The 24,148-nt window shown below is 72.0% G+C and carries 22 protein-coding genes, 1 pseudogene and 1 riboswitch; of the genes and pseudogenes, 14 read left to right on the top strand and 9 right to left on the bottom strand.

Translation table 11 applies throughout. From position 1 onward, the window contains the following. Positions 1-33 precede the first annotated feature (33 nt). The 11 genes and pseudogenes from ABD714_RS21315 (at position 34) to ccsB (ending at position 12,269) form a co-directional block, all read left to right on the top strand. A complete protein-coding gene (locus ABD714_RS21315; RefSeq protein WP_344814472.1) occupies positions 34-810 on the top strand; it encodes a redox-sensing transcriptional repressor Rex in 777 nt (258 codons plus the stop codon). Then, on the top strand, positions 807-2,105 hold the full coding sequence (locus ABD714_RS21310) for a glutamyl-tRNA reductase (protein WP_344814471.1): 1,299 nt from the start codon (positions 807-809) through the stop codon (positions 2,103-2,105). Before ABD714_RS21315 ends, ABD714_RS21310 begins: the two co-directional genes overlap by 4 nt. Before the next feature lie 22 nt (positions 2,106-2,127). Next, positions 2,128-3,135, top strand: a complete 1,008-nt coding sequence (gene hemC / locus ABD714_RS21305) for a hydroxymethylbilane synthase (protein WP_344814470.1) — start codon at positions 2,128-2,130, stop codon at positions 3,133-3,135. 30 nt (positions 3,136-3,165) lie between these two features. Next, on the top strand, positions 3,166-4,851 hold the full coding sequence (locus ABD714_RS21300; protein ID WP_425562435.1) for a bifunctional uroporphyrinogen-III C-methyltransferase/uroporphyrinogen-III synthase: 1,686 nt from the start codon (positions 3,166-3,168) through the stop codon (positions 4,849-4,851). 117 nt (positions 4,852-4,968) lie between these two features. Then, positions 4,969-5,943 (top strand): annotated as a pseudogene (gene hemB, locus ABD714_RS21295) (porphobilinogen synthase); the annotation flags it as partial. Next, entirely contained in the window at positions 5,940-7,295 is a 1,356-nt protein-coding gene (gene hemL, locus ABD714_RS21290; RefSeq protein ID WP_344814467.1) for a glutamate-1-semialdehyde 2,1-aminomutase, read from the top strand. The pseudogene hemB and the gene hemL, both read left to right, overlap by 4 nt. Next, entirely contained in the window at positions 7,292-8,017 is a 726-nt protein-coding gene (locus tag ABD714_RS21285; RefSeq protein WP_344814466.1) for a histidine phosphatase family protein, read from the top strand. The genes hemL and ABD714_RS21285 overlap by 4 nt, the downstream gene beginning before the upstream one ends. Before the next feature lie 76 nt (positions 8,018-8,093). After that, positions 8,094-8,651 (top strand): TlpA family protein disulfide reductase, encoded by a 558-nt coding sequence (locus ABD714_RS21280; protein WP_344814550.1) that lies wholly within the window; start codon positions 8,094-8,096, stop codon positions 8,649-8,651. A gap of 112 nt (positions 8,652-8,763) precedes the next feature. Then, entirely contained in the window at positions 8,764-9,474 is a 711-nt protein-coding gene (locus ABD714_RS21275; protein ID WP_344814549.1) for a cytochrome c biogenesis CcdA family protein, read from the top strand. Positions 9,475-9,483: 9 nt separating this feature from the next. Further along, positions 9,484-11,262, top strand: a complete 1,779-nt coding sequence (resB, locus tag ABD714_RS21270) for a cytochrome c biogenesis protein ResB (protein ID WP_344814465.1) — start codon at positions 9,484-9,486, stop codon at positions 11,260-11,262. Further along, entirely contained in the window at positions 11,259-12,269 is a 1,011-nt protein-coding gene (ccsB, locus tag ABD714_RS21265) for a c-type cytochrome biogenesis protein CcsB (protein ID WP_344814464.1), read from the top strand. Before resB ends, ccsB begins: the two co-directional genes overlap by 4 nt. 607 nt (positions 12,270-12,876) lie before the next feature. On the opposite strand, the gene ABD714_RS21260 is transcribed toward ccsB, so the two are convergent. After that, a complete protein-coding gene (locus tag ABD714_RS21260) occupies positions 12,877-13,221 on the bottom strand; it encodes an ArsR/SmtB family transcription factor (protein WP_344814463.1) in 345 nt (114 codons plus the stop codon). A 128-nt stretch (positions 13,222-13,349) separates the two neighbouring features. Between ABD714_RS21260 and ABD714_RS21255 the strand changes: the two genes are divergently transcribed. Further along, positions 13,350-14,447 (top strand): HoxN/HupN/NixA family nickel/cobalt transporter, encoded by a 1,098-nt coding sequence (locus ABD714_RS21255; protein WP_344814462.1) that lies wholly within the window; start codon positions 13,350-13,352, stop codon positions 14,445-14,447. Here the strand turns inward: ABD714_RS21255 and ABD714_RS21250 are convergent, their stop codons facing one another. Genes ABD714_RS21250 through ABD714_RS23120 form a run of 3 tightly spaced genes read right to left on the bottom strand, consistent with a single transcriptional unit; the run spans position 14,448 to position 15,562 of the window. Then, positions 14,448-14,906, bottom strand: a complete 459-nt coding sequence (locus ABD714_RS21250) for a rhodanese-like domain-containing protein (RefSeq protein ID WP_344814461.1) — start codon at positions 14,904-14,906, stop codon at positions 14,448-14,450. 2 nt (positions 14,907-14,908) lie between these two features. Beyond that, a complete protein-coding gene (locus ABD714_RS21245; RefSeq protein ID WP_344814460.1) occupies positions 14,909-15,421 on the bottom strand; it encodes a cysteine dioxygenase in 513 nt (170 codons plus the stop codon). A 57-nt stretch (positions 15,422-15,478) separates the two neighbouring features. Then, entirely contained in the window at positions 15,479-15,562 is an 84-nt protein-coding gene (locus tag ABD714_RS23120) for a putative leader peptide (RefSeq protein ID WP_425562437.1), read from the bottom strand. 13 nt (positions 15,563-15,575) lie between these two features. Next, positions 15,576-15,687: riboswitch (SAM riboswitch) on the bottom strand. A 103-nt stretch (positions 15,688-15,790) separates the two neighbouring features. Between ABD714_RS23120 and ABD714_RS21240 the strand changes: the two genes are divergently transcribed. Both ABD714_RS21240 and ABD714_RS21235 read left to right on the top strand, forming a co-directional pair. Next, the gene (locus tag ABD714_RS21240) at positions 15,791-17,188 is read left to right on the top strand and encodes a mycothione reductase (RefSeq protein ID WP_344814459.1); all 1,398 of its coding nucleotides are present in this window, start codon (positions 15,791-15,793) and stop codon (positions 17,186-17,188) included. Then, entirely contained in the window at positions 17,185-18,531 is a 1,347-nt protein-coding gene (locus ABD714_RS21235) for a glycoside hydrolase family 3 N-terminal domain-containing protein (RefSeq protein WP_344814458.1), read from the top strand. The genes ABD714_RS21240 and ABD714_RS21235 overlap by 4 nt, the downstream gene beginning before the upstream one ends. A 126-nt stretch (positions 18,532-18,657) precedes the next feature. On the opposite strand, the gene ABD714_RS21230 is transcribed toward ABD714_RS21235, so the two are convergent. The 5 genes from ABD714_RS21230 to pstC all read right to left on the bottom strand — a co-directional run bounded on the left by ABD714_RS21230 (position 18,658) and on the right by pstC (position 24,085). After that, a complete protein-coding gene (locus ABD714_RS21230; protein ID WP_344814457.1) occupies positions 18,658-19,713 on the bottom strand; it encodes a DUF2510 domain-containing protein in 1,056 nt (351 codons plus the stop codon). Between the two features lie 104 nt (positions 19,714-19,817). Continuing rightward, the gene (locus ABD714_RS21225) at positions 19,818-21,080 is read right to left on the bottom strand and encodes an MFS transporter (protein WP_344814456.1); all 1,263 of its coding nucleotides are present in this window, start codon (positions 21,078-21,080) and stop codon (positions 19,818-19,820) included. Between the two features lie 125 nt (positions 21,081-21,205). Further along, positions 21,206-21,985 (bottom strand): phosphate ABC transporter ATP-binding protein PstB, encoded by a 780-nt coding sequence (gene pstB / locus ABD714_RS21220; RefSeq protein ID WP_344814455.1) that lies wholly within the window; start codon positions 21,983-21,985, stop codon positions 21,206-21,208. Between the two features lie 28 nt (positions 21,986-22,013). Further along, complete coding sequence (gene pstA / locus ABD714_RS21215) at positions 22,014-23,075, bottom strand: phosphate ABC transporter permease PstA (RefSeq protein ID WP_344814454.1); 1,062 nt, start codon at positions 23,073-23,075, stop codon at positions 22,014-22,016. After that, positions 23,075-24,085 carry a phosphate ABC transporter permease subunit PstC gene (pstC, locus tag ABD714_RS21210; RefSeq protein WP_344814453.1) on the bottom strand — a complete coding sequence of 337 codons (1,011 nt, stop codon included), beginning with the start codon at positions 24,083-24,085 and terminating at the stop codon, positions 23,075-23,077. The genes pstA and pstC overlap by 1 nt, the downstream gene beginning before the upstream one ends. Positions 24,086-24,148: the final 63 nt, after the last annotated feature.

Raw genomic sequence — 24,148 nt, 5'->3', positions numbered from 1 at the left:
CCCCCCGCCGGACGCCGGTTCCGCAGGAGTCCAGTGCCACCGATCCAGACGCGCGCGTCGTCCACCACGGACGGCTCGACGGCGGCCTCGGTCGGTCTGTCCACCCCCGTGGATCTGCCTCCCGCCACCCTCGCCCGCCTCCCGGTCTACCTGCGCGAGCTCAACCTGCTGTCCCGTACCGGGGTCGAGGTGGTCAGCTCCGGCGAGCTGGCCGAAGCCGTCGGGGTGAGCCCCGCGCAGCTGCGCAAGGACCTCTCCCACCTCGGCTCGTACGGGACCCGCGGGGTCGGTTACGACGTGGCCGTGCTGCAGGCCCAGCTGGGTCGCGAGATGGGCTCCGCCCGGGAGTGGCCCGTGGTCATCGTCGGCCTCGGCAACCTGGGCCGGGCGCTGGCCGGCTACTCCGGCTTCTCCAGCCGGGGCTTCCGGATCGTCGCGCTGGTCGACCCCGACCCCGAGCTGATCGGTCAGCGGGTCAACGGCATCGAGATCAACGACCTGGCCGATCTCGAGGACGTAGTGCCCCGCACCGGGGCCGCCATCGCGGTGCTCGCCACCCCCGCCGAGGCGGCTCAGGCGGTGGCCGACCGGCTGGTGCATCTGGGCGTCACCAGCATCCTCAACTTCGCCGCGAGCGTGCTCACCGTGCCCGAGCGGGTCACCGTACGGAAGGTCGATCTCGGTCAGGAGCTGCAGATCCTGGCCTACCACGAACAGCGCAAGTCCGATGAGCCCGTCCTGGCCGGTCCGCCGGCCTCCGGCACGGGCCACCCGGAACCGGTTCTCACCCCCGAGAGGTTCCCCTCATGAGCATCCTGGCCGTCAGCGTCTCGCACAAGACCACGAGCGTCGACGTCCTCGCCCGGGTGGCGATGGACCAGGCGACGGCGACCAAGCTGGCGCAGACCCTGTTGGCCGGCGACCACGTCGACGAGGCGGTCGTCCTCTCCACCTGCAACCGGACGGAGATGTACGCGTCGGTCTCCCGCTTCCACGGCGGACTGGACGACGTCACCCAGGCGCTGGCCGCCCTGTCCGGGGTCGAGGTCGCCGAGCTGCGCCAGATGTGCGCGGTCTACTTCGACGAGGGCGCCGTCGCCCATACGTTCTCCGTGGCCGCCGGTCTGGACTCGATGGTGGTCGGGGAGAACCAGATCCTCGGACAGGTCAAGGCCGCGCTGACCTCCTGCCAGACCCACGGAACCGTCGGCACGGTGCTCAACGCGCTGTTCCAGCAGGCGCTCCGGGTCGGCAAGCGGGTGCAGACCGAGACCGAGATCGGGTCGGCGGGTCGGTCCCTGGTCACGGCCGCGTACGAGCTGCTCGAGTCCGACCTGGGCCCGCTCGCCGGACGCCGGCTGCTCGTCCTCGGCGCCGGCTCGATGGCCGGTCTGGCGGCCCGCACCGCCGCGGCCGCCGGCGCGCAGGTCACCTGCGTGAACCGGACCTACGAGCGGGCCCAGCGGCTCGCCACCACGATCGGCGGCCACGCCCGGCCGCTCGCCGAGCTGCCCGAGGCCCTGACCGAGGCGGAGCTGGTGGTCACCTGCACAGGTGCCCGCGACGTGTTCCTGGACGCCGCCCAGCTGGCCCACTCGCCGGTGGTCGGCATCGTCGACCTCGCGCTGCCCGCCGACGTGTCCGACGACGTCACCGACCTCGGGCTGGTGCTGGTCAACCTGGCCCGGCTGGTGGGCGACCAGCCCGACCACGCCAGCCGGGGTGAGATCGAGGCCGCCCGCGCCCTGGTGGGCGGTGAGGTCAACGACTTCCTCGGCCTGCGCCGGGCCGCTCAGGTGGCGCCCACCGTCGTCGCCCTGCGCACCATGGCGTCCGAGGTGGTCAGCGCCGAGCTGGCCCGACTCGACGGCCGAGCGCCGGAGCTGAGCGACAGAGAGCGCGACGAGGTGCACCGCACGGTGCGCCGGGTGGTGGACAAGCTGCTCCACCAGCCGACCGTCCGCGTCCAGGAGCTGTCGTCGGACCCCGAGTCGCTCGACTACGCGGCGGCCCTGCGCGAGCTGTTCGCCCTGCACCCGCGGACGGTCGCGGCCGTCATGTCGCCGACCGTGAACGGGGCGCCGACCCCGTCGCCGCTGTCGTGACGGCGACCGCCGAGGTCCGCGGATGACGCCGGTCATCCGCATCGGGGCCCGCACCTCCCCGCTCGCCCGGGCCCAGGCCGACCAGGTCGCCGGGCTGCTGCAGGCCCGGGGACTGGGCACGCAGTTCGTCGGCATCACCACCACCGGTGACGTCGACCAGCGGGCGCTGACCCAGATCGGCGGCACCGGGGTCTTCGTCGGGGCGGTCCGGGAGGCTCTCTACGACGGTCGGATCGACGTCGCCGTCCACTCGCTCAAGGACCTGCCCACCGCACCCGCCGAGGGGCTCGAGGTGGCCGCGATCCCCGTCCGCGAGGACAGCCGGGACGTGCTCGTGGGCCGCCGGCTGGAGACCCTGCGGGACGGCGACCGGGTCGGCACCGGGTCGCCCCGACGGGCGCTCCAGCTGGTCGAGCTGGCCGACCGGCTGGGGATCGGGCTGGAGGTCGTCGAGATCCGGGGCAACGTCGGCACCCGCATCGGGCACGCCGCCGAGGGTCGGGTGGCGGCGGTCGTCCTGGCCGCGGCGGGTCTGCGGCGGCTCGGTCACCTGCCCCCCGGTCCGGTCGGCGAGAGTGACGATTCGGTAACGGTCGTGCAGGGTCTGGACGCACAGATCCTGAGCGTCGACGACATGGTCCCAGCACCCGGACAGGCGGCCCTCGGACTGGAGATTCACGAATCTCTCAGCGAGGCCGCGGCGACGGCCGTACGGGCTCTGGATGATCTTGTGACGCGCGCGGAAACCCTTGCGGAACGGGCTTTCCTGGCCACCCTCGAAGCGGGGTGCACCGCGCCGGTCGGGGCCCGTGCCGAGATCCGGGGCGTGCGTGGTACAGATCTCGATTTGACTCTTCGCGTCGTAATTGGGAGAACGGTCCTGAGCAACTCGTCAGAACCGATCACCACAGCTTCTCCCTTGCGGCGGAAACTGTCAGGGACCCTCACGGATCCCCGTCAGTTCGGGGTGGATGCGGCTGTATCGGTACTCGAGGAGCTGCGTACGCCACAACGCGCTCGCCACGCCTAGTGTCGAGGCTGAACAGAACGCGAGAGACCTGTGTCCCCAACATCGGCCCGTAGCAAGTCCCGACTTCAGTCCTCAGCAGTCAGCACCACCGAACCGCCGCAGACGCCGCAACCCGCCCGGAGCAAGGGTCGGGTCATCTACGTGGGCACCGGACCGGGTGACCCCGACCTGCTCACCCTCGGCGCCATCGCGGCGCTGGCCGACGCCTCCGTCGTGATCTTGGACGACGAGCGGCAGCGCGACATCCTGGCCCACCCGGCGATCACGCTCGGCGCAGACGCGGAGGTCGCCACCCTCGGGATGTCCGAGGCCGGCAGACCGCTCAGCCCGTCGGCCCGAGCCCGGATCATCCTCAAGCACACCGAGTCCGGGGTCCGGGTCGTGCGTCTCGTCTCCGGGGATCCCTTCCTGGACAACGCGGTCGCCGACGAGGCAGCGGCCTGCGTCCGCGGCGGGGCCGACTTCGAGGTCGTCCCCGGGGTGTCCAGCCTGACCGCGGTGCCGGAGTACGCCGGCATCGACCTGACCCACGGCGGCGGCGTGCACTTCGCGTCCGTCTGCGACGGTCGGTTCACCCGGACCGTGACCGCCCAGTGGGGCACCGCCCAGACCCTGGTGGTCTCCACCCTGGTCGAGCACGTCGGTTCCCTGGTCGACGCGGTCCGGTCCGCCGGTCGCGCCGACGATGATCACGTGCTGGCCACGCTCCACGGTGGGAGCACCGAGCAGGTCACCCTCACCACCACGCTGGCGGACCTGGCGGCCGAGGTGAAGCGGAGCGCTGTTCCCGGCGCCGACCCGGTGCACGTGATCTTGGGAGCGGCGGCCGAGCAGCGGGCCGAGCTCACCTGGTACGAGACGAAGCCGCTGTTCGGCTGGCGGGTGCTGGTGCCGCGCACGAAGGACCAGGCGGCACCGTTGATCGCCCGGCTGCGGACCTACGGAGCGCACAGCGACGAGGTGCCGACCATTTCCGTCGAGCCGCCGCGCAGCCCGCTGCAGATGGACAAGGCCATCCGCGGCCTGGTCGAGGGCCGCTACGAGTGGGTCGCCTTCACGTCGGTCAACGCGGTCAAGGCGGTCCGGGAGAAGTTCGAGGAGTACGGGCTCGATGCCCGCGCGTTCTCCGGTCTCAAGGTCGCCACCGTCGGCGACGTCACCGCCCGGGCGCTGCGGGACTGGGGTATCGAACCCGACCTGGTGCCCGAGCACGAGCAGTCGGCCGCCGGCCTGGCCGCGGAGTTCCCCCCGTACGACGACGTGCTCGACCCGATCAACCGGGTGTTCCTGCCCCGCGCCGACATCGCCACCGAGACCCTCGCCGCCGGTCTGGTCAAGCTGGGCTGGGAGGTCGAGGACGTGACGGCCTACCGGACGGTCCGGGCCGCCCCGCCGGCCGCCGCGGTGCGGGACGCGATCAAGACCGGCAAGTTCGACGCGGTGGTGTTCACCTCGTCGTCCACGGTGCGCAACCTCGTCGGCATCGCCGGCAAGCCGCACCCGGCGACCATCCTGGCCGCCATCGGTCCGCAGACGGCGAAGACCTGCGAGGAGCACGGCCTGCGGGTCGACGTCGTGGCGGGCAACCCGTCAGCGGTCGACCTGGCCGACGCGCTGGCCGCCTTCGCCGCGGAGCGTCGGGACGGTCTGGTCGCGGCCGGAGAGCCGGTGGTGAAGCCGTCGCTGCGCAAGACGAGTCCGCGCCGCCGGGTCTGACGGGCTGTGTCCGACCTCGCTCCGAGGGCTGAGCCGACCGCGACCCGGCCGACCGCGACCCAGCCGTCCCCTGTCCGCCCGGCTGCGGTCGGGTCGGCTGGGGTCGGGTCCACGGGTCCCGCCGTCCGTCCCCGGCGGCTCCGGGTCAACCCGGTCATCCGGGCGATGGTGGCCGAGACCTCGGTGGCGCCCCGACAGCTGATCCTGCCGGTCTTCGTGGCCGAGGGGCTGACCGAGCCACGGCCGATCTCCTCCATGCCCGGTGTCGTCCAGCACACGGTGGAGTCGGTCCGCAAGGTAGCGGTCGAGGTGGCCGAGGCCGGCCTGGCGGGGATCATGCTGTTCGGGGTGCCGACCGACGAGCACAAGGACGCCGTCGGCTCCGCGGCCCTGACCGAGGACGGGATCCTCAACGTCGCCCTGCGGACGGTCCGGGACGAGGTGGGCGACGCCACCCTGGTGATGTCCGACGTGTGCCTCGACGAGTTCACCGACCACGGGCACTGCGGTGTGCTGACCCCCGCCGGGGTGGTCGACAACGACGCCACCGTGGAGATCTACGCGGCCATGGCGCAGGCACACGCCGCCGCCGGGGCGCACGTGGTCGCCCCCAGCGGGATGATGGACGGCCAGGTCGGTGCCATCCGTGCCGCCTTGGACTCCGCCGGCGCCGCCGACGTGGCTGTCATGGCCTACGGCGCCAAGTACGCGTCTGCGTTCTACGGTCCGTTCCGTGAAGCGGTGGGGAGCTCGCTGGTCGGAGACCGGCGGACCTACCAGCAGGACCCGGCCAACGCCCGCGAGGCGCTCCGCGAGGTGCTGCTGGACGTGGCCCAGGGCGCCGACCTCGTGATGGTCAAGCCCGCCCTGGCCTATCTCGACATCCTCCGCACGGTGCGCGACAGCGTCGACGTCCCGGTGGCCGCCTACAACGTGTCCGGGGAGTACGCGATGGTCGAGGCCGCCGCCGCCCAGGGGTGGATCAACCGGGACGCCGCCATCGTGGAGACCCTCACCAGCCTGCGCCGGGCCGGGGCGGACGTGGTGCTGACCTACTGGGCTTTGGAGTACGCCGGGAGACTGCACTCGTGAACGACAGCGCATCCCGGGCCGCCTTCGAGCGGGCCCGGAAGGTCATCCCGGGCGGGGTCAACTCACCGGTCCGGGCGTTCCTGGCCGTCGGCGGGACGCCCCGCTTCATCGCCCGCGCCGCCGGGCCCTACCTCTACGACCTGGACGGCAACGAGCTGGTCGACCTGATCTGCTCGTGGGGTCCGATGCTGCTCGGCCACGCCCATCCCGAGGTGCTCGCCGCCGTGGGTGCGGCCGCCGCGCACGGCACCTCCTACGGCGCGCCCACCCTGGCTGAGGTCGAGCTGGCCGAGGCGATCATCGAGCGCACCCCGGTCGAGGAGGTCCGGCTGGTCAGCAGCGGCACCGAGGCCACCATGTCGGTGCTCCGGCTGGCCCGCGGCATCACCGGGCGGGACATGATCATCAAGTTCGCCGGCTGCTACCACGGCCACGTGGACGCCCTGCTCGCCGCCGCCGGCTCCGGGGTCGCCACCCTCGCGCACCGAGCGGGTGCCGGACCCGCCCTGCCCGGCTCTCCGGGCGTGACCGCGGCCACCACCGCCGACACCGTCGTGCTGTCCTACAACGACCGCGTGGGGGTGCGCGAGGCGTTCACCACGTACGGCGACCGGATCGCCGCGGTGATCACCGAGGCCGCCGCCGGCAACATGGGCGTGGTCCCCCCCGGCGTCGAGGACGGGGTCGGCTTCAACACCTTCCTCGCCGACCTCTGCCACGCCAACGGCGCGTTGTTCATCTCCGACGAGGTGATGACGGGCTTCCGGGTCACCCGCTCCGGCCAGTACGGCATCGACGGTGTCGAGCCGGACCTGATGACCTTCGGCAAGGTGATGGGCGGCGGGTTCCCGGCCGCGGCGTTCGGCGGTCGCGCCGACCTGATGCAGCACCTCGCCCCGGTCGGCGGGGTCTACCAGGCCGGCACCCTGTCCGGGAACCCGGTGGCCACCTCCGCCGGGCTGGCCACCCTGCGGCTCGCCACCGACGAGGTGTACGCCCACGTCGACCGGGTGTCGGCGGCGCTGCAGACGGAGGTCCACGCAGCCCTGTCGGCAGCCGGCGTGCCGCACGTCATCCAGGCCGCGGGCAACTTGTTCAGTGTGTTCTTCGTCTCGGGCGTGGACTCCGTTCCGGACTACGCCACCGCCTCCGGGCAGTCCACCACCGCCTACTCGGCCTTCTTCCACGCCATGCTCGACCAGGGCGTCTACCTGCCGCCCAGCGCGTACGAGGGTTGGTTTTTGTCGTCCGCCCACGATGATGGAGCCATGGATCGGATCGTCACCGCGCTGCCGGCCGCCGCCCGGGCCGCCGCTGCCGCGCTGCTGGCCCCGGCGGAGGAGACCCGATGAGACCCGACCCGCCCGCCCCGGACAACGACAACCCCGAGCAGGGGCGTCCGTCGGCCACCGCACCGCCGTACGGAGCGCCGGACCGCACCGTCGTGCACCTGGTCCGCCACGGTGAGGTGCACAACCCCGACGGCATCCTCTACGGTCGGCTGCCGGCCTACGACCTGTCCACCAACGGCCGGGAGATGGCCGTCCTGGTGGCCAACGCCCTGGCCGACCACGACATCGTGCACCTGCGCTGCTCCCCGCTGGAGCGGGCCCAGCAGACGATGGCGCCCATCGCGGCCGAGCACGACGTCAAGACCGTCATCGACGGCCGGGTGATCGAGGCCGAGAACCGTCTGGAGGGGCAGCAGATCCGGTTCCCCCGGACCCTGCGCAACCCGCACAACGTCTGGCTGCTCCGCAACCCGCTCCGGCCGAGCTGGGGCGAGGCCTACACCGAGATCGTCGCCCGGATGCGGCTGGCGATCGCCGACGCCGCCGCCACGGCCGCCGGTCACGAGGCCGTGATCGTGTCCCACCAGCTGCCGATCTGGATGGCCCGCTGTGACGTCGAGGGTCGGCGACTGGTGCACGACCCGCGCCGCCGGGAGTGTGCTCTGGCCAGTGTCACGAGCCTCACCCTGATCGACGGCCGGGTGACCTCGGTCGTCTACTCCGAGCCCGCCGCTGCGCTGATCGCGGCCAAGGGCAGCAAGAAGTTCGTCGCCGGTGCCTGAGCCGACCGTGCGCCGTGCCGGTGGTCGGGGCGACGCGACCCGTCCGCGCTGGACGTCGGTGCTGGCCCCGCTGATCATGCTGGCGGTCGTGCTGCTGGCCGGCTGCTCGGCGACCGGGGCCGACGAGCCGACCCGGGCCGCCAACCAGGCCGGTTACGTGGGCGCCGAGAGCTCGGTGACGATCATCCCGCCGGACGAGCGCAAGCCGGCCCCGGACATCGCGGGCGCGGTGCTCGGCCAGGAGGGCAAGGAGATCTCGACCGCGAGCCTGAAGGGCAAGGTCGTCGTCCTCAACGTCTGGGGCTCGTGGTGCGGACCGTGCCGGGCCGAGGCTCCCGAGCTGCAGAAGGCGTCCGAGCAGACCGCGAAGACGGCGCAGTTCGTCGGGTTGAACACCCGCGACTTCGACCAGGGTCCCCCCGTGGCGTTCAACCGCGCGAACAAGATCACCTACCCGAGCATCTGGGACCCGAGCGGGTCGGTGCTGGTCTCGCTCTCGGGCACGCTCCCGCCCAAGGCCATCCCGTCCACCCTGATCATCGACGAGCAGGGGAGGGTGGCCGCCCGGGTCGTCGGGACGGTGACGGAGACCACGCTGGTGGACATGATCACCGACGTGGCTGCCGGCACGTGACCGGTCCCCGATCGATCATGGAGCCGGACTCCACCGTTGACCCGGACCCGACCCTGGGACGGGTGTGACCGTGGACCTGGCCGGATGGGTGTCCGAGGCGCTGGGCGGGTCGATGGCGCTGGCCGTCCCCGTCGCGCTGCTCGCCGGCCTGGTCTCGTTCTTCTCGCCGTGCGTGGTGCCGCTGCTGCCGGGCTACCTGTCCTACATGACCGGGGTGGGGGCCGCGGACGTGGCCGCCGGCCACCGGCGCGGCCGGATGCTGCTGGGCACGGGCCTGTTCGTGCTGGGCCTCGCGCTGGTGTTCGTGATCACCGGTGTCGCTGTGGGTTCCCTGGGCAGCCTGCTGCTGGCGTACCAGACCGTGATCACCCGCGTGCTCGGAGTGGTGATCATCGTGCTCGGCCTCGCCTTCGCCGGTGTGGTCAGCCTGGGCAGTGCCGACCTGCGGATCCAGCGGCTGCCGGCGGCCGGTCTCGCCGCGGCCCCGGTCCTCGGTGCGGTGTTCGCCTTCGGCTGGACGCCCTGCATCGGTCCGGCGCTGGCGGTGGTCCTCAACCTCGGCCTCAACGAGGGGACGGCCCTGCGGGGAGGGACCCTCGGCTTCGCGTACGCGCTCGGGCTGGGGATCCCGTTCGTGGTCGCGGGCCTGGCCTTCGGGGCGATGACACGTACGGTCGGTGTTCTGCGGCGGCACCAGGTCGCCGTGATGCGGGTCGGTGGACTGATGATGGTGGCGGTGGGTCTGATGCTGGTGACCGGGCTGTGGGACCAGCTGATGGCCCGCCTGACCGTCTGGGTCGGCAGCTTCGAGACGGTGATCTGAGTGGTGGACGTGACGCAGACCGACACGCAGTCGGAGACCGACGACCGGCCGCGGACGCGGTCCGAGGACGACGTGGTGGCGGCCGGTGAGGCGTCGGGGACGGTAGCCGGCGGGGCGCCGCCGACCCAGGCCGGAGCCGATGGCGGCGGGGGCCGCGACGGCGTGATCGGCGGGGGTGTCCGCGGGGACGACCGGGGCGGTCGTGACCTGGCGCCGACGTTGGGCCCGCTCGGCGGGCTCCGCTGGCTCTGGACCCAGCTCACCTCGATGCGCACGGCGCTGGTGCTGCTGTTCGCGCTGGCGGTCGCCGCGGTGCCCGGCTCGCTGATCCCGCAGCGTGACGTCAGCCCCATCCGGGTCAGCGACTTCATCACCCAGCACCCGACCCTCGGGCCGATCTACGACAAGGTCGGGCTCTTCAACGTCTTCACGTCGGCCTGGTTCTCCGCGATCTATTTGCTGCTGTTCGTCTCCCTGGTCGGCTGCATCGTCCCCCGGGTGATGGTCTACGCCAAGGCCCTCCGGTCGCCGCCGCCGCGGACGCCGCGGAACCTGTCCCGGCTGCCCGCGTACGCGACGGCGCCGGCACCGGTCGACGAGACCGACGAGGAGCTGCTGGAGCTCGCCGCGCTCAAGCTGCGCGGCGCCCGCTACCGGGTGGCTCGGCACGACGGGTCGGTCTCGGCGGAGCGGGGCTACCTGCGGGAGGCCGGCAACCTGGTCTTCCACCTCAGCCTGCTGACCCTGCTGGTGGGGGTGGCGGTCGGCGGTCTCTACGGCTTCCGGGGGACGAGCGTGGTCATCGTGGGCCAGGGGTTCGCCAACAACATCACCCAGTACGACGACCTGACGACCGGGGCCTGGTTCTCCGACGACCAGCTGCAGCCGTTCACGATCGGGGTGGAGCAGTTCCGGGTGGCCTTCGAGACCGGCCCGGTGCAGACCGGCGCCGCCCGCCTGTTCGAGCTCGACACCCTCGTGACGGACCGGCCCGGAGCGACGCCGTACCGCAAGACCATCGAGGTGAACCACCCGCTCAACGTGGACGGCACCACCGTCCACCTGATCGGGCACGGGTACGCCCCCGTGGTGACCGTCAAGGACGCAGCAGGCGACGTCGCCTTTTCGGGTCCGGTGGTGTTCCTGCCCCAGGACGGCAACTTCACCTCGGCCGGCGTCATCAAGGCCCCCGACGGGCGGCCCCGGCGGCTCGCCTTCGAGGGCATCTTCGCACCGACCGCGAAGGTCGACGAACAGGGACCGCGGTCGATCTTCCCCGACGCCCTGGACCCGGCGCTCTACGTCAACGTCTGGACGGGTCCACCGAAGACCGAGACCGGGCTGCCCGAGAACGTCTACTCCCTGGACACCGCCGGGCTGACCCAGCTGAAGGACGCCAAGGGCGATCCGCTCCGGGTGCTGCTGAAGCCCGGGACCAGCTACACGCTGCCCGACGGGCAGGGCACGATCGAGATGACCGGTGTCGCTCGCTGGGTGAAGCTGCAGCTGAGCGACACCCCGGGCGTCGCGATCGTGCTCGGGTCGATCGCGACGGCTGTGCTCGGGCTCTGCCTGTCGCTGTTCGTCCGCCCCCGGCGGGTCTGGGTGCGGGTGCGCGCTGCTGAAGGTGGACCTAGGCTGATCGAGGTGGGTGGACTCGACCGGGCCGACGCCCGAGCCGGGCTCACCGAGGACGTCGCCGAGCTGGCCGACGAGCTCGGCCCGCCGACGGCGGAGCTGGATGCCGTGGACGGGTCGTCCACGGGTGGGTCGAAGGAGAACACGTGAACCTCGAGTACTACTCCAGTGCAGCCCTGGTCACCTCCGTGGTGGTCTACCTGCTGGCCATGACGGCGCACGCCGCCGAGTGGGCTGCGGCCCGCAAGGCGCCGGCCGAGGAGCAGGTCGAGGCGCGCGAGCTGGTCGGAGCCGGGTCCCGGTCGTCCTCCCGCGGTGCCGGAGCGAGCGGTGCTGGGGCGAAGGGGGCTGGGGCGGACGGGGTCGAGACCTCGGCCGAGGCCGCCGTCGAGCAGCGGATGGCCGAGATGAAGGTCGAGCTGTGGGGCCGGATCGGGGTCGCCCTGACCGTCGTCGGCTTCCTCTGCAGCATCCTCGGCACCGCGCTCCGCGGCATCGGCGCCGGACGGCCGCCCTGGGGCAACATGTTCGAGTTCACCATCACCGCGATGGTGCTGATCGTCGCGGTCTACCTGGTGATGGTGTGGCGGACCGGAGCCCGTTGGCTCGGTCTGCCGGTCACCCTGCTCGCCGCCGTCGGCAACGGTCTGGCCGTGACCGTGTTCTACGTGGCCGTGGCGCCGCTGGTGCCGGCGCTGCACTCGGTCTGGTTCGTCATCCACATCTGCGCGGCGGCCGTCTCCGGGGCCGCGTTCAACGTGGGCGGGTTGCTGACCGTGCTGTTCCTGATCCGGCAGCGGGTGGAGAAGCGCGGCACGGTGGGCGGCTACCTCAGCCGGATCCCGACCGCCCGCAAGCTCGACCTCTACGCGTACCGGTTCATGGCCTTCGCCTTCCCCCTCTGGACGTTCACCGTGGCCGCCGGTGCCATCTGGGCCGAGTACGCCTGGGGCCGTTACTGGGGCTGGGACCCGAAGGAGACCTGGGCCCTGGTGACCTGGGTCGTCTACGCCTGCTACCTGCACGCCCGCTCGACGGCCGGGTGGCGTGGCACCCGGGCGGCCGTGATCGCCCTGATCGGCGTCGCGTCCTTCTGGTTCAACTTCGTCGGCATCAACCTGCTGGTCTCGGGTCTGCACTCGTACGCGGGCGTCTGAGATCCTCGGGCAGGGCTCCTGCCCCTGCACTCCTGCGGCTGCGCGCGTGTACGTCGCCGGATTGACCGTCGGTGACTCGGCGGTGAGGAACGGTGACCCCGTACGGCTGCGGGTTCGACCGTTGGTGACTCGGCGGTGAGGAACGTGCGACCCGTACGGCCGTGGGTTCGACCGTTGGTGACTCGGCGGTGGGAACGGGTGGGTGCCGTCGTCACGGACGAGCCGGATGTCGCCGGGGAGTCACTGACGGCTGCTTCGGACGTCTGCGTCGTGCCCGGGTGTCGCCGGGGAGTCGCGAACGGTCGCCTCGTACGCCTCCGACGCACCCGGGTGTGGCCGGCGAGTCACTGACGGCTGCCTCGGACCTCGGCGCCGTGCCTGGATGTCGCCGCTAAGTCACGAACGGTCGCCTCGTACGCCGCCGCCGTGCCCGGATGTCGCCGCGGAGTCAGGAACGGTCAGGCCCCGCACCCCTCGGAGCCCGTACGCGCTCGAACCCAGCCCCGCCTCAGCCCGCCCGCCTCAGCCCGCCAGCCTCGGCCCGCTCAGCCCGCTCAGCCCGCCAGCCTCAGCCCGCCAGCTTCAGCCCGCCCGCCCCTCCCGGGGGTCAGTGCGGCGGGTGCAGGGCGCTGTGGGGAGCGCCCAGGTGGTGCAGGAGAGCATGCGCGGCGGAGTCCGACAGCTGCCAGCGGCTGAGCCGGCCATCGCGGGTGTTGGTGACCAGGCCCGCACCGCGCAGGGACACCAGGGACTGCGTGACGGTGTTGGGGGCGAGCCCGGTAGCCGCCGCCAGCGACTTGACCGGGGCGCCGGGGGCGGCGTGGATGGCGATCAGCAGCTCGAGCCGGGTCGGGTCGGAGAACGCGGCCAACCGGTCGATCACGTCCGGCAGGTCGTCACCGGCGAAGGCGACCGCCTCTCGGGCGACCTGCTCGGCCTCCGACTCCACCACCGCTGACCTCCTCCTCGCCCTGGTGCCCACCGAATGTGGACCGGCCACCGCCACAGAACGTGTGTTTACTCGGACACGGATTGTCCGTAGGGTCCCAGCATGAGCATCTCGGCCACCCGGCGCGACTCATGAGCAAGGCTGCCACGACTCAGCAACCGGCGCCATCCGCGCCGTCCACCGGCTGGCGCTCGCTGCTCACCACGCAGGGTCGCGCTTCGCGCTCCTTCCGGTTCCGGGTCGGTGCCGCCTTCGCGGTGATCATCGCGTTGCACGTGCTCGGTCTCGGGCTGCTCAGTCTGGGCGTCGCTTCGGGCGCTGCGGGCGCGGTGACGGTCGGTGTGGCCGCCATCGCCTACTTCCGCGGCCTGGTGCACTCCTACGACTTCGACCACGTGTCCATGATCGACAACTCGACCCGCAAGTTCGTCTCCGAGGGTCGGGACCCGGCCTCGGTCGGGCTGGCGTTCTCGGCCGGCCACTCGACCGTCGTGGTCCTGAGTGGGGTCCTGGTGATCGCCGGGGCGGGCATCGTCCGCACCGCCCTGGACGAGAGCTCCGGCCTGGCCCGGACCCTCGGCATCATCGGACTCAGCATCTCGGGCCTCTACCTGATCCTGGTGGCCGTCGCCAACCTGGCCACCTTCGGTCAAGCCCTCCGTCTGAAGCGCGCGCTGGCCGCCGACCCCGACCTCGAGATCGACCCGGCTGCGCTCACGCCGCGCGGGCCCGCGGCGCGGGTGCTGACGGCGCCGCTGCGCCGGATCCGGCACCCCCGCCACGTCTACGTGATCGGGTTCCTCTTCTCCCTGGGGTTCGACACCAGCAGCCAGATCGGTCTGATGATCCTGACCGCCGGCGCCGCCCTGGCCGGCGCCCCGACGATCTCGCTGCTCTGCCTGCCGATCCTGTTCACCGCCGCCATGACGCTCGGGGACACCCTCAACGGGTTGATGATGCTGCGGATGTACACCACTGCTCAGGAGGACCCGCGACGCAAGATCAACTACAACCTGTTGATCACCGGTATCGGTATCGCCTCCGGTTTGATCGTGGGGGCCATCGCCGTGGCCACTCTGCTCACCGAGCAGAGTGGGCTCGACGTCGGCTTCCTCACCTCGATCGCCGAGGCGAACACCCAGTACGCGGGCTACCTGCTCGCGGCGCTGTTCGCCGTGATCGGGATGTCGGCCTGGCTGCTGTGGCGACGGGCCGAGCCCGCGCTCTGATCAGGCCCGGTCCTCGGTGGCGGCGCGCCAGGCCGCGTAGCCGCCGATCAGGTCGGTCGCCCGCCAGATCCCGAGCTCCTGCAGGGCAGCCGCCGCCAGGCTCGAGGTGTAGCCCTCCTGGCAGACCACGATGACCTCGAGGTCGTACGCCGCGTACGGCAGCCGCGCGTCGCTGGCCGGGTCGAACCGCCACTCCAGCACGTTGCGCTCGATCACCACCGCCTCCGCCAGCTCGCCCTCGGCCACGCGCTGGGCCGCGGGCCGGATGTCGACCAGGACCGCCCCGTGCTCGGTGGACGCCCGGCGGGCCTGGCCGACCGTCAACCGGACCAGGCGGGATCGGGCCTCCGCCAGCACGTCGTCGATCGACCGGGCGGGCCGCCGGGACGCGGGCGGGTCCGACCAGATCGGCCAGGCCGGTCGGACCGGCACCCCATGGTGATCCGCGGGCGCAGCCACGCTCACCAGTTCACCCCGATGAGCTGCGACCCGGTCTGCCACAGGCGCGGGCCGTCCTCGGCGTAGCTGGTCATCTCCACCAGGGCGGGGGCGTAGACGTGCACGCTGACCGCCGGCTCCAGCCCGTTGTTCGTCACCCGGTGGATGTGCTTGGTGCCGAAGGCCCGGAGGGATCCGTCGCTCAGCACCCGAGGCTCGTCGACGACCGACGGCGGCCCGTCCTGGGCCACGGTGGCTGATCGCTCGGTGAGCTCGCCGCGGACCACGACGAACGCGCCGGCGCTGCCGCCGTGGTCGTGCCACTCGGTGCCCTGGCCGGGCACCCAGGTCAACAGCCAGGCCTCGAAGTCGGGCTCCTTGGCCAGCCGGGCGTAGTAGCGCGAGATGGGGTCGTAGCGGACCAGCGGCTCCCACAGCTCGCGCTGACCGGACAGCCGGGTGGCGATCTCGACCAGGTTGCGGCGGGGGCGGTTCTTGCGGGTCGACGGGCTCGGGGACAGGGGATGACGGGTCATGACGATGCGTTCTCTCTCGGTGTGCGGCACGCGGGCCGCGGACGGTCGTACGGGCTGTCAGGCTGCGCGGACGCAGCGACAGGCCGCGCTCGACACCCGGAGCAGATCGACGTGCCGTCGAGAGTGCAGGGTCGGGATCATCGTGGTTCTCCTCGTGCGACGCTTGCCGATCGACGTCCGATCGGCCCGGTCCTCACCCGGGGCACCCCACCGTGCAGGAGGGTTGCCGGCCAGCGAGCCGGGGCTTGACGCTGGCACTCATGACCTGACTCAGAAGGTAGCCGGTTCGTCCACAACGCACAATCCCCTTTCTCACCATAGGAAATACAGGGATAACGACGCCGTCGCCGCGGCTGGCACGATGGGGGCGTGCCCGAGTCCTCCCACGTCGACCTCTGCCTGATCGGCAGCGGCTCGGCCAACTCCATCCCCGACGACCGCTTCGACGACTGGAGCATCGCGCTGGTCGAGGGCGGGACGTTCGGCGGCACCTGCCTCAACGTCGGCTGCATCCCCACCAAGATGTACGTCCACCCAGCCGACCTGGCCCGCACACCCGAGCACGCCGGCCCGCTCGGGGTCGATCTGACCCTCGACCGGGTGCGCTGGGCGGACGTCCGGGACCGCGTGTTCGGCCGGATCGACCCGATCTCCGCGGCCGGCGAGCGCTACCGGGCGGAGAGCCGCAACATCCGCCTGTTCCGCCAGCAGGCCCGCTTCGTCGGCGACGCGCGGCTGCGGCTCGACGACGGCACCGAGATCACCGCCGACCGGTTCGTGATCGCCGCCGGTTCGCGGGTGCGGATCGCCTCGGCGGACGGGCTGGCCGACACCCCCTACGAGACCTCTGACACGGTGATGCGGCTGCCCGAGCTGCCGCGGTCGATGATCATCGTCGGCGGCGGCTACGTGGCTGCGGAGTTCGCCCACGTCTTCTCCGCGTACGGCACCGAGGTCACCCTGGTGGCGCGGGGCAAGGCGTTGCTCCGCCAGGAGGACGCGGAGATCTCGTCCCGGTTCACCGAGGCCATGGGCCGGCGGGTCGACCTCCGGCTGCAGCACACCCTGCGTGCGACCCGTCGCGCCGAGCGGGGTGTCGAGGTCGACGTCGACGGTCCGGACGGACCCGCCACGCTGACCGCCGACGTGCTGCTGCTGGCCACCGGTCGGATCCCCAACGGGGACCGGCTGGACCTCGACCGGACCGGTGTCACGCTGGACGACGACGGCTACGTGGTCGTCGACGAGCACCAGCAGACGGGGCACCCCGGCATCTTCGCCCTGGGCGACGTCAGCTCCCACCACCAGCTCAAGCACGTGGCCAACCACGAGGCCCGGGTGGTCCAGCACAACCTGCTGCACCCCGACGCGATGATCGCCTCCGACCACCGCTACGTGCCGCACGCCGTCTTCTCCTCCCCGCAGGTGGCCTCCGTCGGGCTCACCGAGGAGCAGGCGTTCGAGCAGGGGATCGGCTACGTGGTCGGCCAGACCGCGTACGCGTCGACCGCCTACGGCTGGGCGCTGGGGGAGACCGGTGAGCATGTGGTCAAGCTGCTGGCCGACCCGGCCACCGGTCTGCTGCTCGGGGCGCACCTGATCGGCCCGGACGCGTCGTCCCTGATCCAGCCGCTGATCCAGGCGATGAGCTTCGGGCAGGCGGCCCCCGACGTGGCCCGCGGCCAGTACTGGATCCACCCGGCGATGGCCGAGGTGGTGGAGAACGCGCTGCTGGCCCTGCCGCTGGACGGCCGGTCCGCCGAGTGAGGACCGGTCGGCGGACGCCGCACTCGGGCACCCGCCCCACCGGCGTCCTTCGTCCCGGTCGTCCCGAGCGCACCGGACCGCTGGTCCTGGCTCTCGCCGCCTGTCTGACCGCGGCCGCCTGCGGCACCGTACCCGGCGCAGGACCGACCCCGACCACGCCCGCCGAGCCCCGCCCGCCCTCGTCGGCGGTCAGCGCGAGCGCGGCTCCGGTCTCGCCGTCCGCCCTCGCCTCCCCGACGCCGGCCCGCCCCTCGACCCCGGAGCCCGGCACCCCGAGGCCGACCGCCACCCCCACACCGGCGACGGTCCGTTGCGCCGACCTGGCGCGGTCGCTGAGCCTGCGGAACCAGGTCGGCCAGCTGCTGATGGTGGCCGTCTCGTCCGGCGGCGTGAGCTCCGGTGCCGCGAACGCGATCGACGACAGCCGGGCCGGCTCGGTGCTGCTGCTGGGCAACACCACGGCCGGGGTCGACCGGGTGGCGTCGGTGATCGATCGGGCCCGGCGGGCGGCGCGCACGCCGGGGGACATCGAGACCCTGGTGGCCGCCGATCAGGAGGGCGGTCAGGTGCAGCGACTGCAGGGGAAGGGCTTCGACCGCATCCCGTCCGCGCAGCGGCAGGCGCAGGACCCGCCCGCCGAGCTCGAGAGCGACGCGGCCCGCTGGGGTCGGCAGCTGAAGCGGGCCGGCGTCGACGCCGACCTGGCCCCGGTCGCCGACGTGGTGCCGAAGAACCTGCAGAACCGCAACCAGCCGGTCGGGGTGCTGCGTCGGGGGTACGGGTCGGATCCGTCAGCGGTGGCGTCTCACGTGAGCGCGTTCGTCCGCGGGATGGACGACGCCGGGATGGCCACGTCACTGAAGCACTTCCCCGGTCTGGGCCGGGTGCTCGGCAACACCGATGTCACCAGCCAGGTGGTCGACGACACCACCACCCGTCGCGACCCCTCTCTGAAGCCGTTCGCGGCCGGGATCGACGCCGGGACTGACATGGTGATGGTGTCCTCGGCCTTCTACCCCAGGATCGACCGCTCGCGGCGGGCCGCGTTCTCACCGGCTGTGATCACGGGCATGCTGCGGGGCGACCTCGGCTTCACCGGGGTGGTGATCTCCGACGACCTGGCCGCGGTGGCCATGCAGGACGTGAGTCCGGGCCAGCGGATGCTGCGGTTCGTCCGGGCGGGCGGCGACCTGGCGATCGTGGGTGATCCGGCCCTGGCCGCGAGGATGGCCGACGCCCTCGTCGACGAGGCGGGAGACGACCCCGAGCTGGCCGCCGCCGTCGAGGCGTCGACCCGGCGCGTCCTGCAGCTCAAGGACCGGCGCGGCCTGGCCGACTGCTGAGCTGCCGCCGGCGACCGTCGCTGCCCCTGGACCAGCTCAGGTGACCAGCTCAGCGGGCTCGATCCGCTCAGGTGCGCAGGATCAGGGGTGGGTGGCGGGGATCAGCCCGGGTGGGCACGACCCTGTTCAGATGTCCACGCTGAGCGCGGCCAGCGTGTCCCGGGCCGGCTTGACCAGCTCGGGCTTGGTGTCGGGGATCGAGGCGTAGTACAGACCGGACGTCGCGCCGGCGTTGACCACGGCGACGATCAGCAGCTCCCCCTTGGCAGTCAGCCCGGGGATGTCGAAGGACAGCTGCGACTCCACCAGCCAGCCCTCGCGGCCGTCCACGGTGAGGGCCTTGCTGACCTGGACGTCGCTGGTCACCGGGTTGTTGCCGTAGAACTTCCCGAGGATGCAGCGCACCACGATCTGCGCCCCCTGCTCGGGGGTGTAGAAGCCGTCGCCGGCCATCAGCTCGGCCACCAGGATGGACGCGACCCAGCCGCTTCCCTTGCCGTCGTAGTTGCTCTGGTCGTTGACCTGCTGCTTCTGCACATCGCGCCCGAACGGCACCCGGTTGTCGTCGAGGGGGGCCGACCACGGCGAGCCGAGCCGCGGGTAGGAGATCGGGCCGCCGTGCACCCGTCCGTCGGCGGGGTCGGCGCTGGGCTGGTCGGTGCTCGGCTCGGCCGAGCTGGTCGGGCAGACGTCCTGGGACGACTGGCCGGGTCCGCCGGTCGTGCCTCCGCCGGCGCCGCCGATCGCCCGGACGGCGATCACCCCGACGACCACGATCACCACCAGCAGGGCGGCGGCGGCGATCCACCACCCGACCGGCGACCGGCGCCGCTGGGCGGCCTGGAAGCTCGCGTACGCGCCGGGTTGGCCCTGGCCGTACGCGCTCTGCCCGTACGGCTGCTGACCCGGTGTGCCCTGCTGACCGTAGGAACCCTGCTGACCGTAGGAACCCTGCTGGCCGTAGGAACCCTGCTGGCCGTACGGACCTGGACCGGACGACGGGCCGCCCCCGGTCTGCCCGCCCGCCGGGCTGCCGCCCTGCATGCCCTGGACCAGCCCCTGGGCGGGGGGCGGGGCCTGCGGGTTCGGGGAGGTGGCCGCCGACCACGCCTGACCGTCCCAGTAGCGGTACAGGTGCGCGACACCGCCCGGATCGGGATACCAGCCTGCCTGCGTACTCACGCAGGCAGTTTAGGTGGGCCCCCCGGCCACCTCGTCGGCTGACGCACGCGTCCGTGCACTCAGGCGGGCGGTGCAGGGGGTGCGCGAGCGACCGGAGGAGTGCGTCAGCGCGGGGGTGCGAGGGGCGCCGGCACCCGGACGGTCGCGGTCAGCGCCGCTCCCAGTGCCGAGAACACCGCGGCGGCGGCGAACAGCAGCCAGAAGCCCCCGACGGCCGCGATCAGACCGGCGCCCACCACCGGACCCAGCAGCTGACCGAGGTTGGCCGACACGTTCACGAGGCCGAGGTCCTGGGCGTTGGCGTCGTCACCGGGCAGCAGATCGGTGGCCAGGGCCAGGCCGCCCGCGTTGAAGATCCCGTAGCCGACACCGATCAGCGCGGCGGCGACCAGCGTCACCGGCAGGGTCGGCGCTACCGCGATGATCATGGCGGCCACCGCCTGGACCAGGGCGGAGACGACCACCATCGACTTCCGTCGGCCCGTGCGATCCGAGACGAGGCCGCCGATCACGGACGCGGCCACCACGAACACCGTGTACACCACGATCAGCAGCAGCAGGTTGTCCTCCGCGTCCGCCGGTGGCTGACCGATCCCGAACATCAGGAAGAACAGCAGCAGTCCGGTGCCCAGCGCGTTGCCGAGGTTGCCGGCGAGCCGGCCGAGCAGCATCTGGACGAAGTTGCGGTCACCCAGCACGTCCGAGGTCACGCTGAGGGCGGCGGGTGCGGAGCGCCGGGCGGGCTCGTCGGGCTTGGGGTCGGGCAGCACCAGGGCGCCGAGCGTGCCGCCGACGGCCATCAGCCCGGCGAGCAGCAGGTAGCCGCCGAGCAGACCCACCCCGGACACCACGACCACCCCGACCCCCAGCACGATGCCGACGGCCTGCGCCGACCCGACCGCGGCTGAGGCGGCCCCGCGCTGACCCGTGAGCTGGTCGGCGATCAGGGCGGTGAACGCCGACGACGCGACGGCGCAGCCGACCATCACCCCTACCCAGGCGCCGCCCACCGCCAGCGGGCCGGCGGCGAGGGCCAGAGCGGCGAGGGACCCGGTGGCGAGCGCGGTGCCGGCCAGGGCCCACGGTCGGCGGCGGCCCAGGCGCGAACGCGTACGGTCGGACAGCGCACCCGCGAGGGGTCCGGCGACGATCCCCGCCAGTCCGCCGACACCGAGCACGAGACCGGACTGCACCACTCCGCGGATCCAGCCGTCGGCGTCACCCGGGGTGTTGAGCTGCAGGGGGATCAGGAGCTGCAACGGCGTCAGCTGCACCGTCCAGAGCGCCACCCAGGCCAGGGTGAACGGCACGAACCAGCGGACCCCGACCCGGCCCGACCGGCTGGACGCACGCGGCAACGACGGCACCCGGGCACGCTATCCGCCGACGAACCAGGAGGGGCGCACCTCGAGGACGAGGCGAGGTCCGGGCCGGCACACGCAGAGCCTGCGCGCGCAGCCCGACCGTCCGCGTCCGACCCGGGCCCGGTCGCTCAGCCGAAGCGGCCGCTGATGTAGTCCTCGGTGGCCTTCTGGTCGGGGTTGGAGAAGATCTTGTCCGTGGTGCCCATCTCGATCAGGCGACCCGGCTTGCCCTGCGCCGACAGGTTGAAGAACGCCGTCATGTCGCTGACCCGGGCGGCCTGCTGCATGTTGTGGGTCACGATGACCACCGTGTAGTTCTCCTTGAGCTCACCGATCAGGTCCTCGATGGCCAGCGTGGAGATGGGGTCGAGGGCCGAGCACGGCTCGTCCATCAAGATCACCTCGGGCTGCACCGCGATCGCCCGGGCGATGCAGAGGCGCTGCTGCTGACCGCCGGACAGACCGGAGCCCGGCTTGTCCAGCCGGTCCTTGACCTCGTTCCAGAGGTTGGCGCTGCGCAGCGAGCCCTCCAGCAGCTCCTTGCTCTTGGAGGTCGACATCCGCTGGTTGTTCAGCTTCACCCCGGCCAGCACGTTGTCGCCGATCGACATGGTGGGGAACGGGTTGGGCCGCTGGAACACCATGCCCACCTGGCGCCGGACCCGGACCGGGTCGACGCCGGGGCCGTAGAGGTCGTCGCCGTCGAGCTTCACCGAGCCCTCCACGTACGCCTTGGGGATCACCTCGTGCATCCGGTTCAGTGTCCGCAGGAAGGTCGACTTGCCGCAACCGGACGGGCCGATGAAGGCCATCACGGTGCGCGGCTCGACGGTCAGGGAGACGTCCTCGACCGCCTTGAAGTTGCCGTAGTAGACGTTGAGGTCGTTGACCTCGATGCGCTTCGACATGATCTGTGCGTTGCCTTTCGTTCGTCGCTCAGCGCCCGGCCTTGGGGGCGAACCTGGCCGCAACCAGCCGCCCCGCAAGGTTCAGGACCATCACGATCAGGATCAGGGTCAGTGCGCCGGCCCAGGCGCGGTCGAGGTAGGCCGAGGCCGGGTTGCCCTGGTCGATGTAGGACCGGTAGACGAACACCGGCAGCGTCATCATCGGCCCGCTGACGGGGTTGTTGTTGAGGCTCTGGGTGAAGCCGGCCGCGATCAGCAGGGGCGCGGTCTCGCCGATCACCCGGGCCACCGCCAGCATCACGCCGGTCACGATCCCGGCCAGCGCGGTCGGCAGCACCACCTTGACGATGGTCAGCCACTTCGGCACGCCGAGGGCGTACGAGGCCTCGCGCAGCTCGTTGGGCACGATCTTGAGCAGCTCCTCGATGGAGCGCACCACGACCGGGATCATCAGCACGGTCAGGGCGACCGCGCCGGCCAGACCCGACTTGGTGCCGGGACCGAAGAACAGCACGAACAGCGCGTACGCGAACAGGCCGGCCACGATCGAGGGGATGCCCGTCATGACGTCGACGAAGAACGTGATCGAGCGGGCCAGGGTGCCGGTCCCGTACTCGACCAGGTAGATGGCGGCCAGGATGCCGATCGGCACCGAGATCAGCGTCGCGATGCCGGTCACCCACAAGGTGCCGGTGATGGCGTGGACGGCGCCACCGCCCTCGCCCACCACGCTGCGCATGGAGTAGGTGAAGAACTGGGGGTCGAACCGGGTCGACCCCTTCTGGATCACCGAGATCACGAGCGAGACCAGCGGCAGCAGGGCCAGCCCGAACGCGTTGGTCACCGTGATGGTGGCCAGCCGGTCCTTGGCCTTGCGGCTGCCCTCCACGGCGAGCGAGGCCACCACCATCACCGCGGTGAAGATCAGGGCGCCGACCAGCAGGATGCGGACCAGACCGGGCGAGCCGGTCGTGAAGAACAGCGTCGCCGAGGCCAGCAGGGCGAGCGTGAGCACGATCCCCGTCGTCCAGGACGGCAGCCGGCCGGCGGTCAGCCGGACCGGTGTGAGGGTGGGGGTGGTGGTGGTCATCAGTTGGCTCCCGAGAACTCTTTGCGCCGGTTGACGATCGCCCGGGCGATCATGTTCACCCCGAGGGTGATCACGAACAGCACCAGACCGGTGGCGATCAGCTGGTTGACCCCGAGGCCGTACGACTCCGGGAAGCTGAGCGCGATGTTGGCGGCGATCGTGCTGGGGTTCTGCGAGGTCAGCAGGGCGAAGGAGACGATCGCCGACGGCGACAGCACCATCGCGACGGCCATCGTCTCGCCCAGGGCGCGGCCGAGGCCGAGCATGGACGCGGACACGATGCCGGGTCGGGCGAACGGCAGCACCGCCATCCGGATCATCTCCCAGCGGGTGGCTCCCAGGGCGAGGGCAGCCTCCTCGTGCAGCCGCGGGACCTGGAGGAAGACCTCCCGGCTCAGCGCGGTGACGATCGGCAGGATCATCACCGCCAGCACCACGGCCACGGTGAGGATGGTGCGGCCCGTGCCCGAGGCCGTGCCGGCGAACAAGGGGATGAAGCCGAGGTTCTCGGTCAGCCAGACGAACACCGGCTGCAGGGCCGGGGCCAGCACACCGATGCCCCACAGGCCGTAGACCACGGACGGCACGGCGGCCAGGAGGTCGATCACGTAGCCGAGACCCGCGGCCAGCCGACGGGGCGCGAAGTGGGAGATGAACAGCGCGATGGCGATGGCCACCGGCACGCCCATGATCAGCGCCAGGGTGGCGGCCCAGACGGTGCCGAAGATCAGCGGCGCCACGAACTGCGGGAACGGACCGTACGGCAGGTCGGCGGCCGGTGCGGTGAGGGCGGGCAGACCCTGCCAGAGCAGGAAGGCCGCCACCAGCGCCAGGATGATCAGGATCAGTGCGCCGGACCCGGTGGAGAGGCCCTGGAAGACCCGATCCCCGAGTCGCCGGACCGTGCCCTTCTTGATGGTGCCCCCTCCGCGGCCGTTCCTCTGCTCAGAGGGTACGGGGCTGCGGTCGACGGCGGAGTTGGTGGCCTGGTCGGGCTTGAGCTGCGTCATGGTCTCTCCGGGTCCAGATGGTGGATCGTGCGCACCGTCGGTCACGTCCCGCGGCGACGGGCC

The organism is Microlunatus aurantiacus (genome assembly GCF_039536605.1).
Lineage (GTDB): Bacteria > Actinomycetota > Actinomycetes > Propionibacteriales > Propionibacteriaceae > Microlunatus > Microlunatus aurantiacus.
Note: the sequence above shows the minus strand (reverse complement) of the source record. Positions and strands in the feature narration are given on the sequence as shown.

Excerpts from the sequence above, each read along its gene's own strand:
- ABD714_RS21310 (WP_344814471.1), top strand. The coding sequence starts at position 807 with ATGAGCATCCTGGCCGTCAGCGTCTCGCACAAGACCACGAGCGTCGAC.
- hemC (WP_344814470.1), top strand. The coding sequence starts at position 2,128 with ATGACGCCGGTCATCCGCATCGGGGCCCGCACCTCCCCGCTCGCCCGG.
- ABD714_RS21285 (WP_344814466.1), top strand. The coding sequence starts at position 7,292 with ATGAGACCCGACCCGCCCGCCCCGGACAACGACAACCCCGAGCAGGGG.
- ABD714_RS21280 (WP_344814550.1), top strand. The coding sequence starts at position 8,094 with ATGCTGGCGGTCGTGCTGCTGGCCGGCTGCTCGGCGACCGGGGCCGAC.
- ABD714_RS21275 (WP_344814549.1), top strand. The coding sequence starts at position 8,764 with ATGGCGCTGGCCGTCCCCGTCGCGCTGCTCGCCGGCCTGGTCTCGTTC.
- ABD714_RS21255 (WP_344814462.1), top strand. The coding sequence starts at position 13,350 with ATGAGCAAGGCTGCCACGACTCAGCAACCGGCGCCATCCGCGCCGTCC.
- ABD714_RS21245 (WP_344814460.1), bottom strand. The coding sequence starts at position 15,421 with ATGACCCGTCATCCCCTGTCCCCGAGCCCGTCGACCCGCAAGAACCGC.
- ABD714_RS23120 (WP_425562437.1), bottom strand. The coding sequence starts at position 15,562 with ATGATCCCGACCCTGCACTCTCGACGGCACGTCGATCTGCTCCGGGTG.
- pstB (WP_344814455.1), bottom strand. The coding sequence starts at position 21,985 with ATGTCGAAGCGCATCGAGGTCAACGACCTCAACGTCTACTACGGCAAC.
- pstA (WP_344814454.1), bottom strand. The coding sequence starts at position 23,075 with ATGACCACCACCACCCCCACCCTCACACCGGTCCGGCTGACCGCCGGC.
- pstC (WP_344814453.1), bottom strand. The coding sequence starts at position 24,085 with ATGACGCAGCTCAAGCCCGACCAGGCCACCAACTCCGCCGTCGACCGC.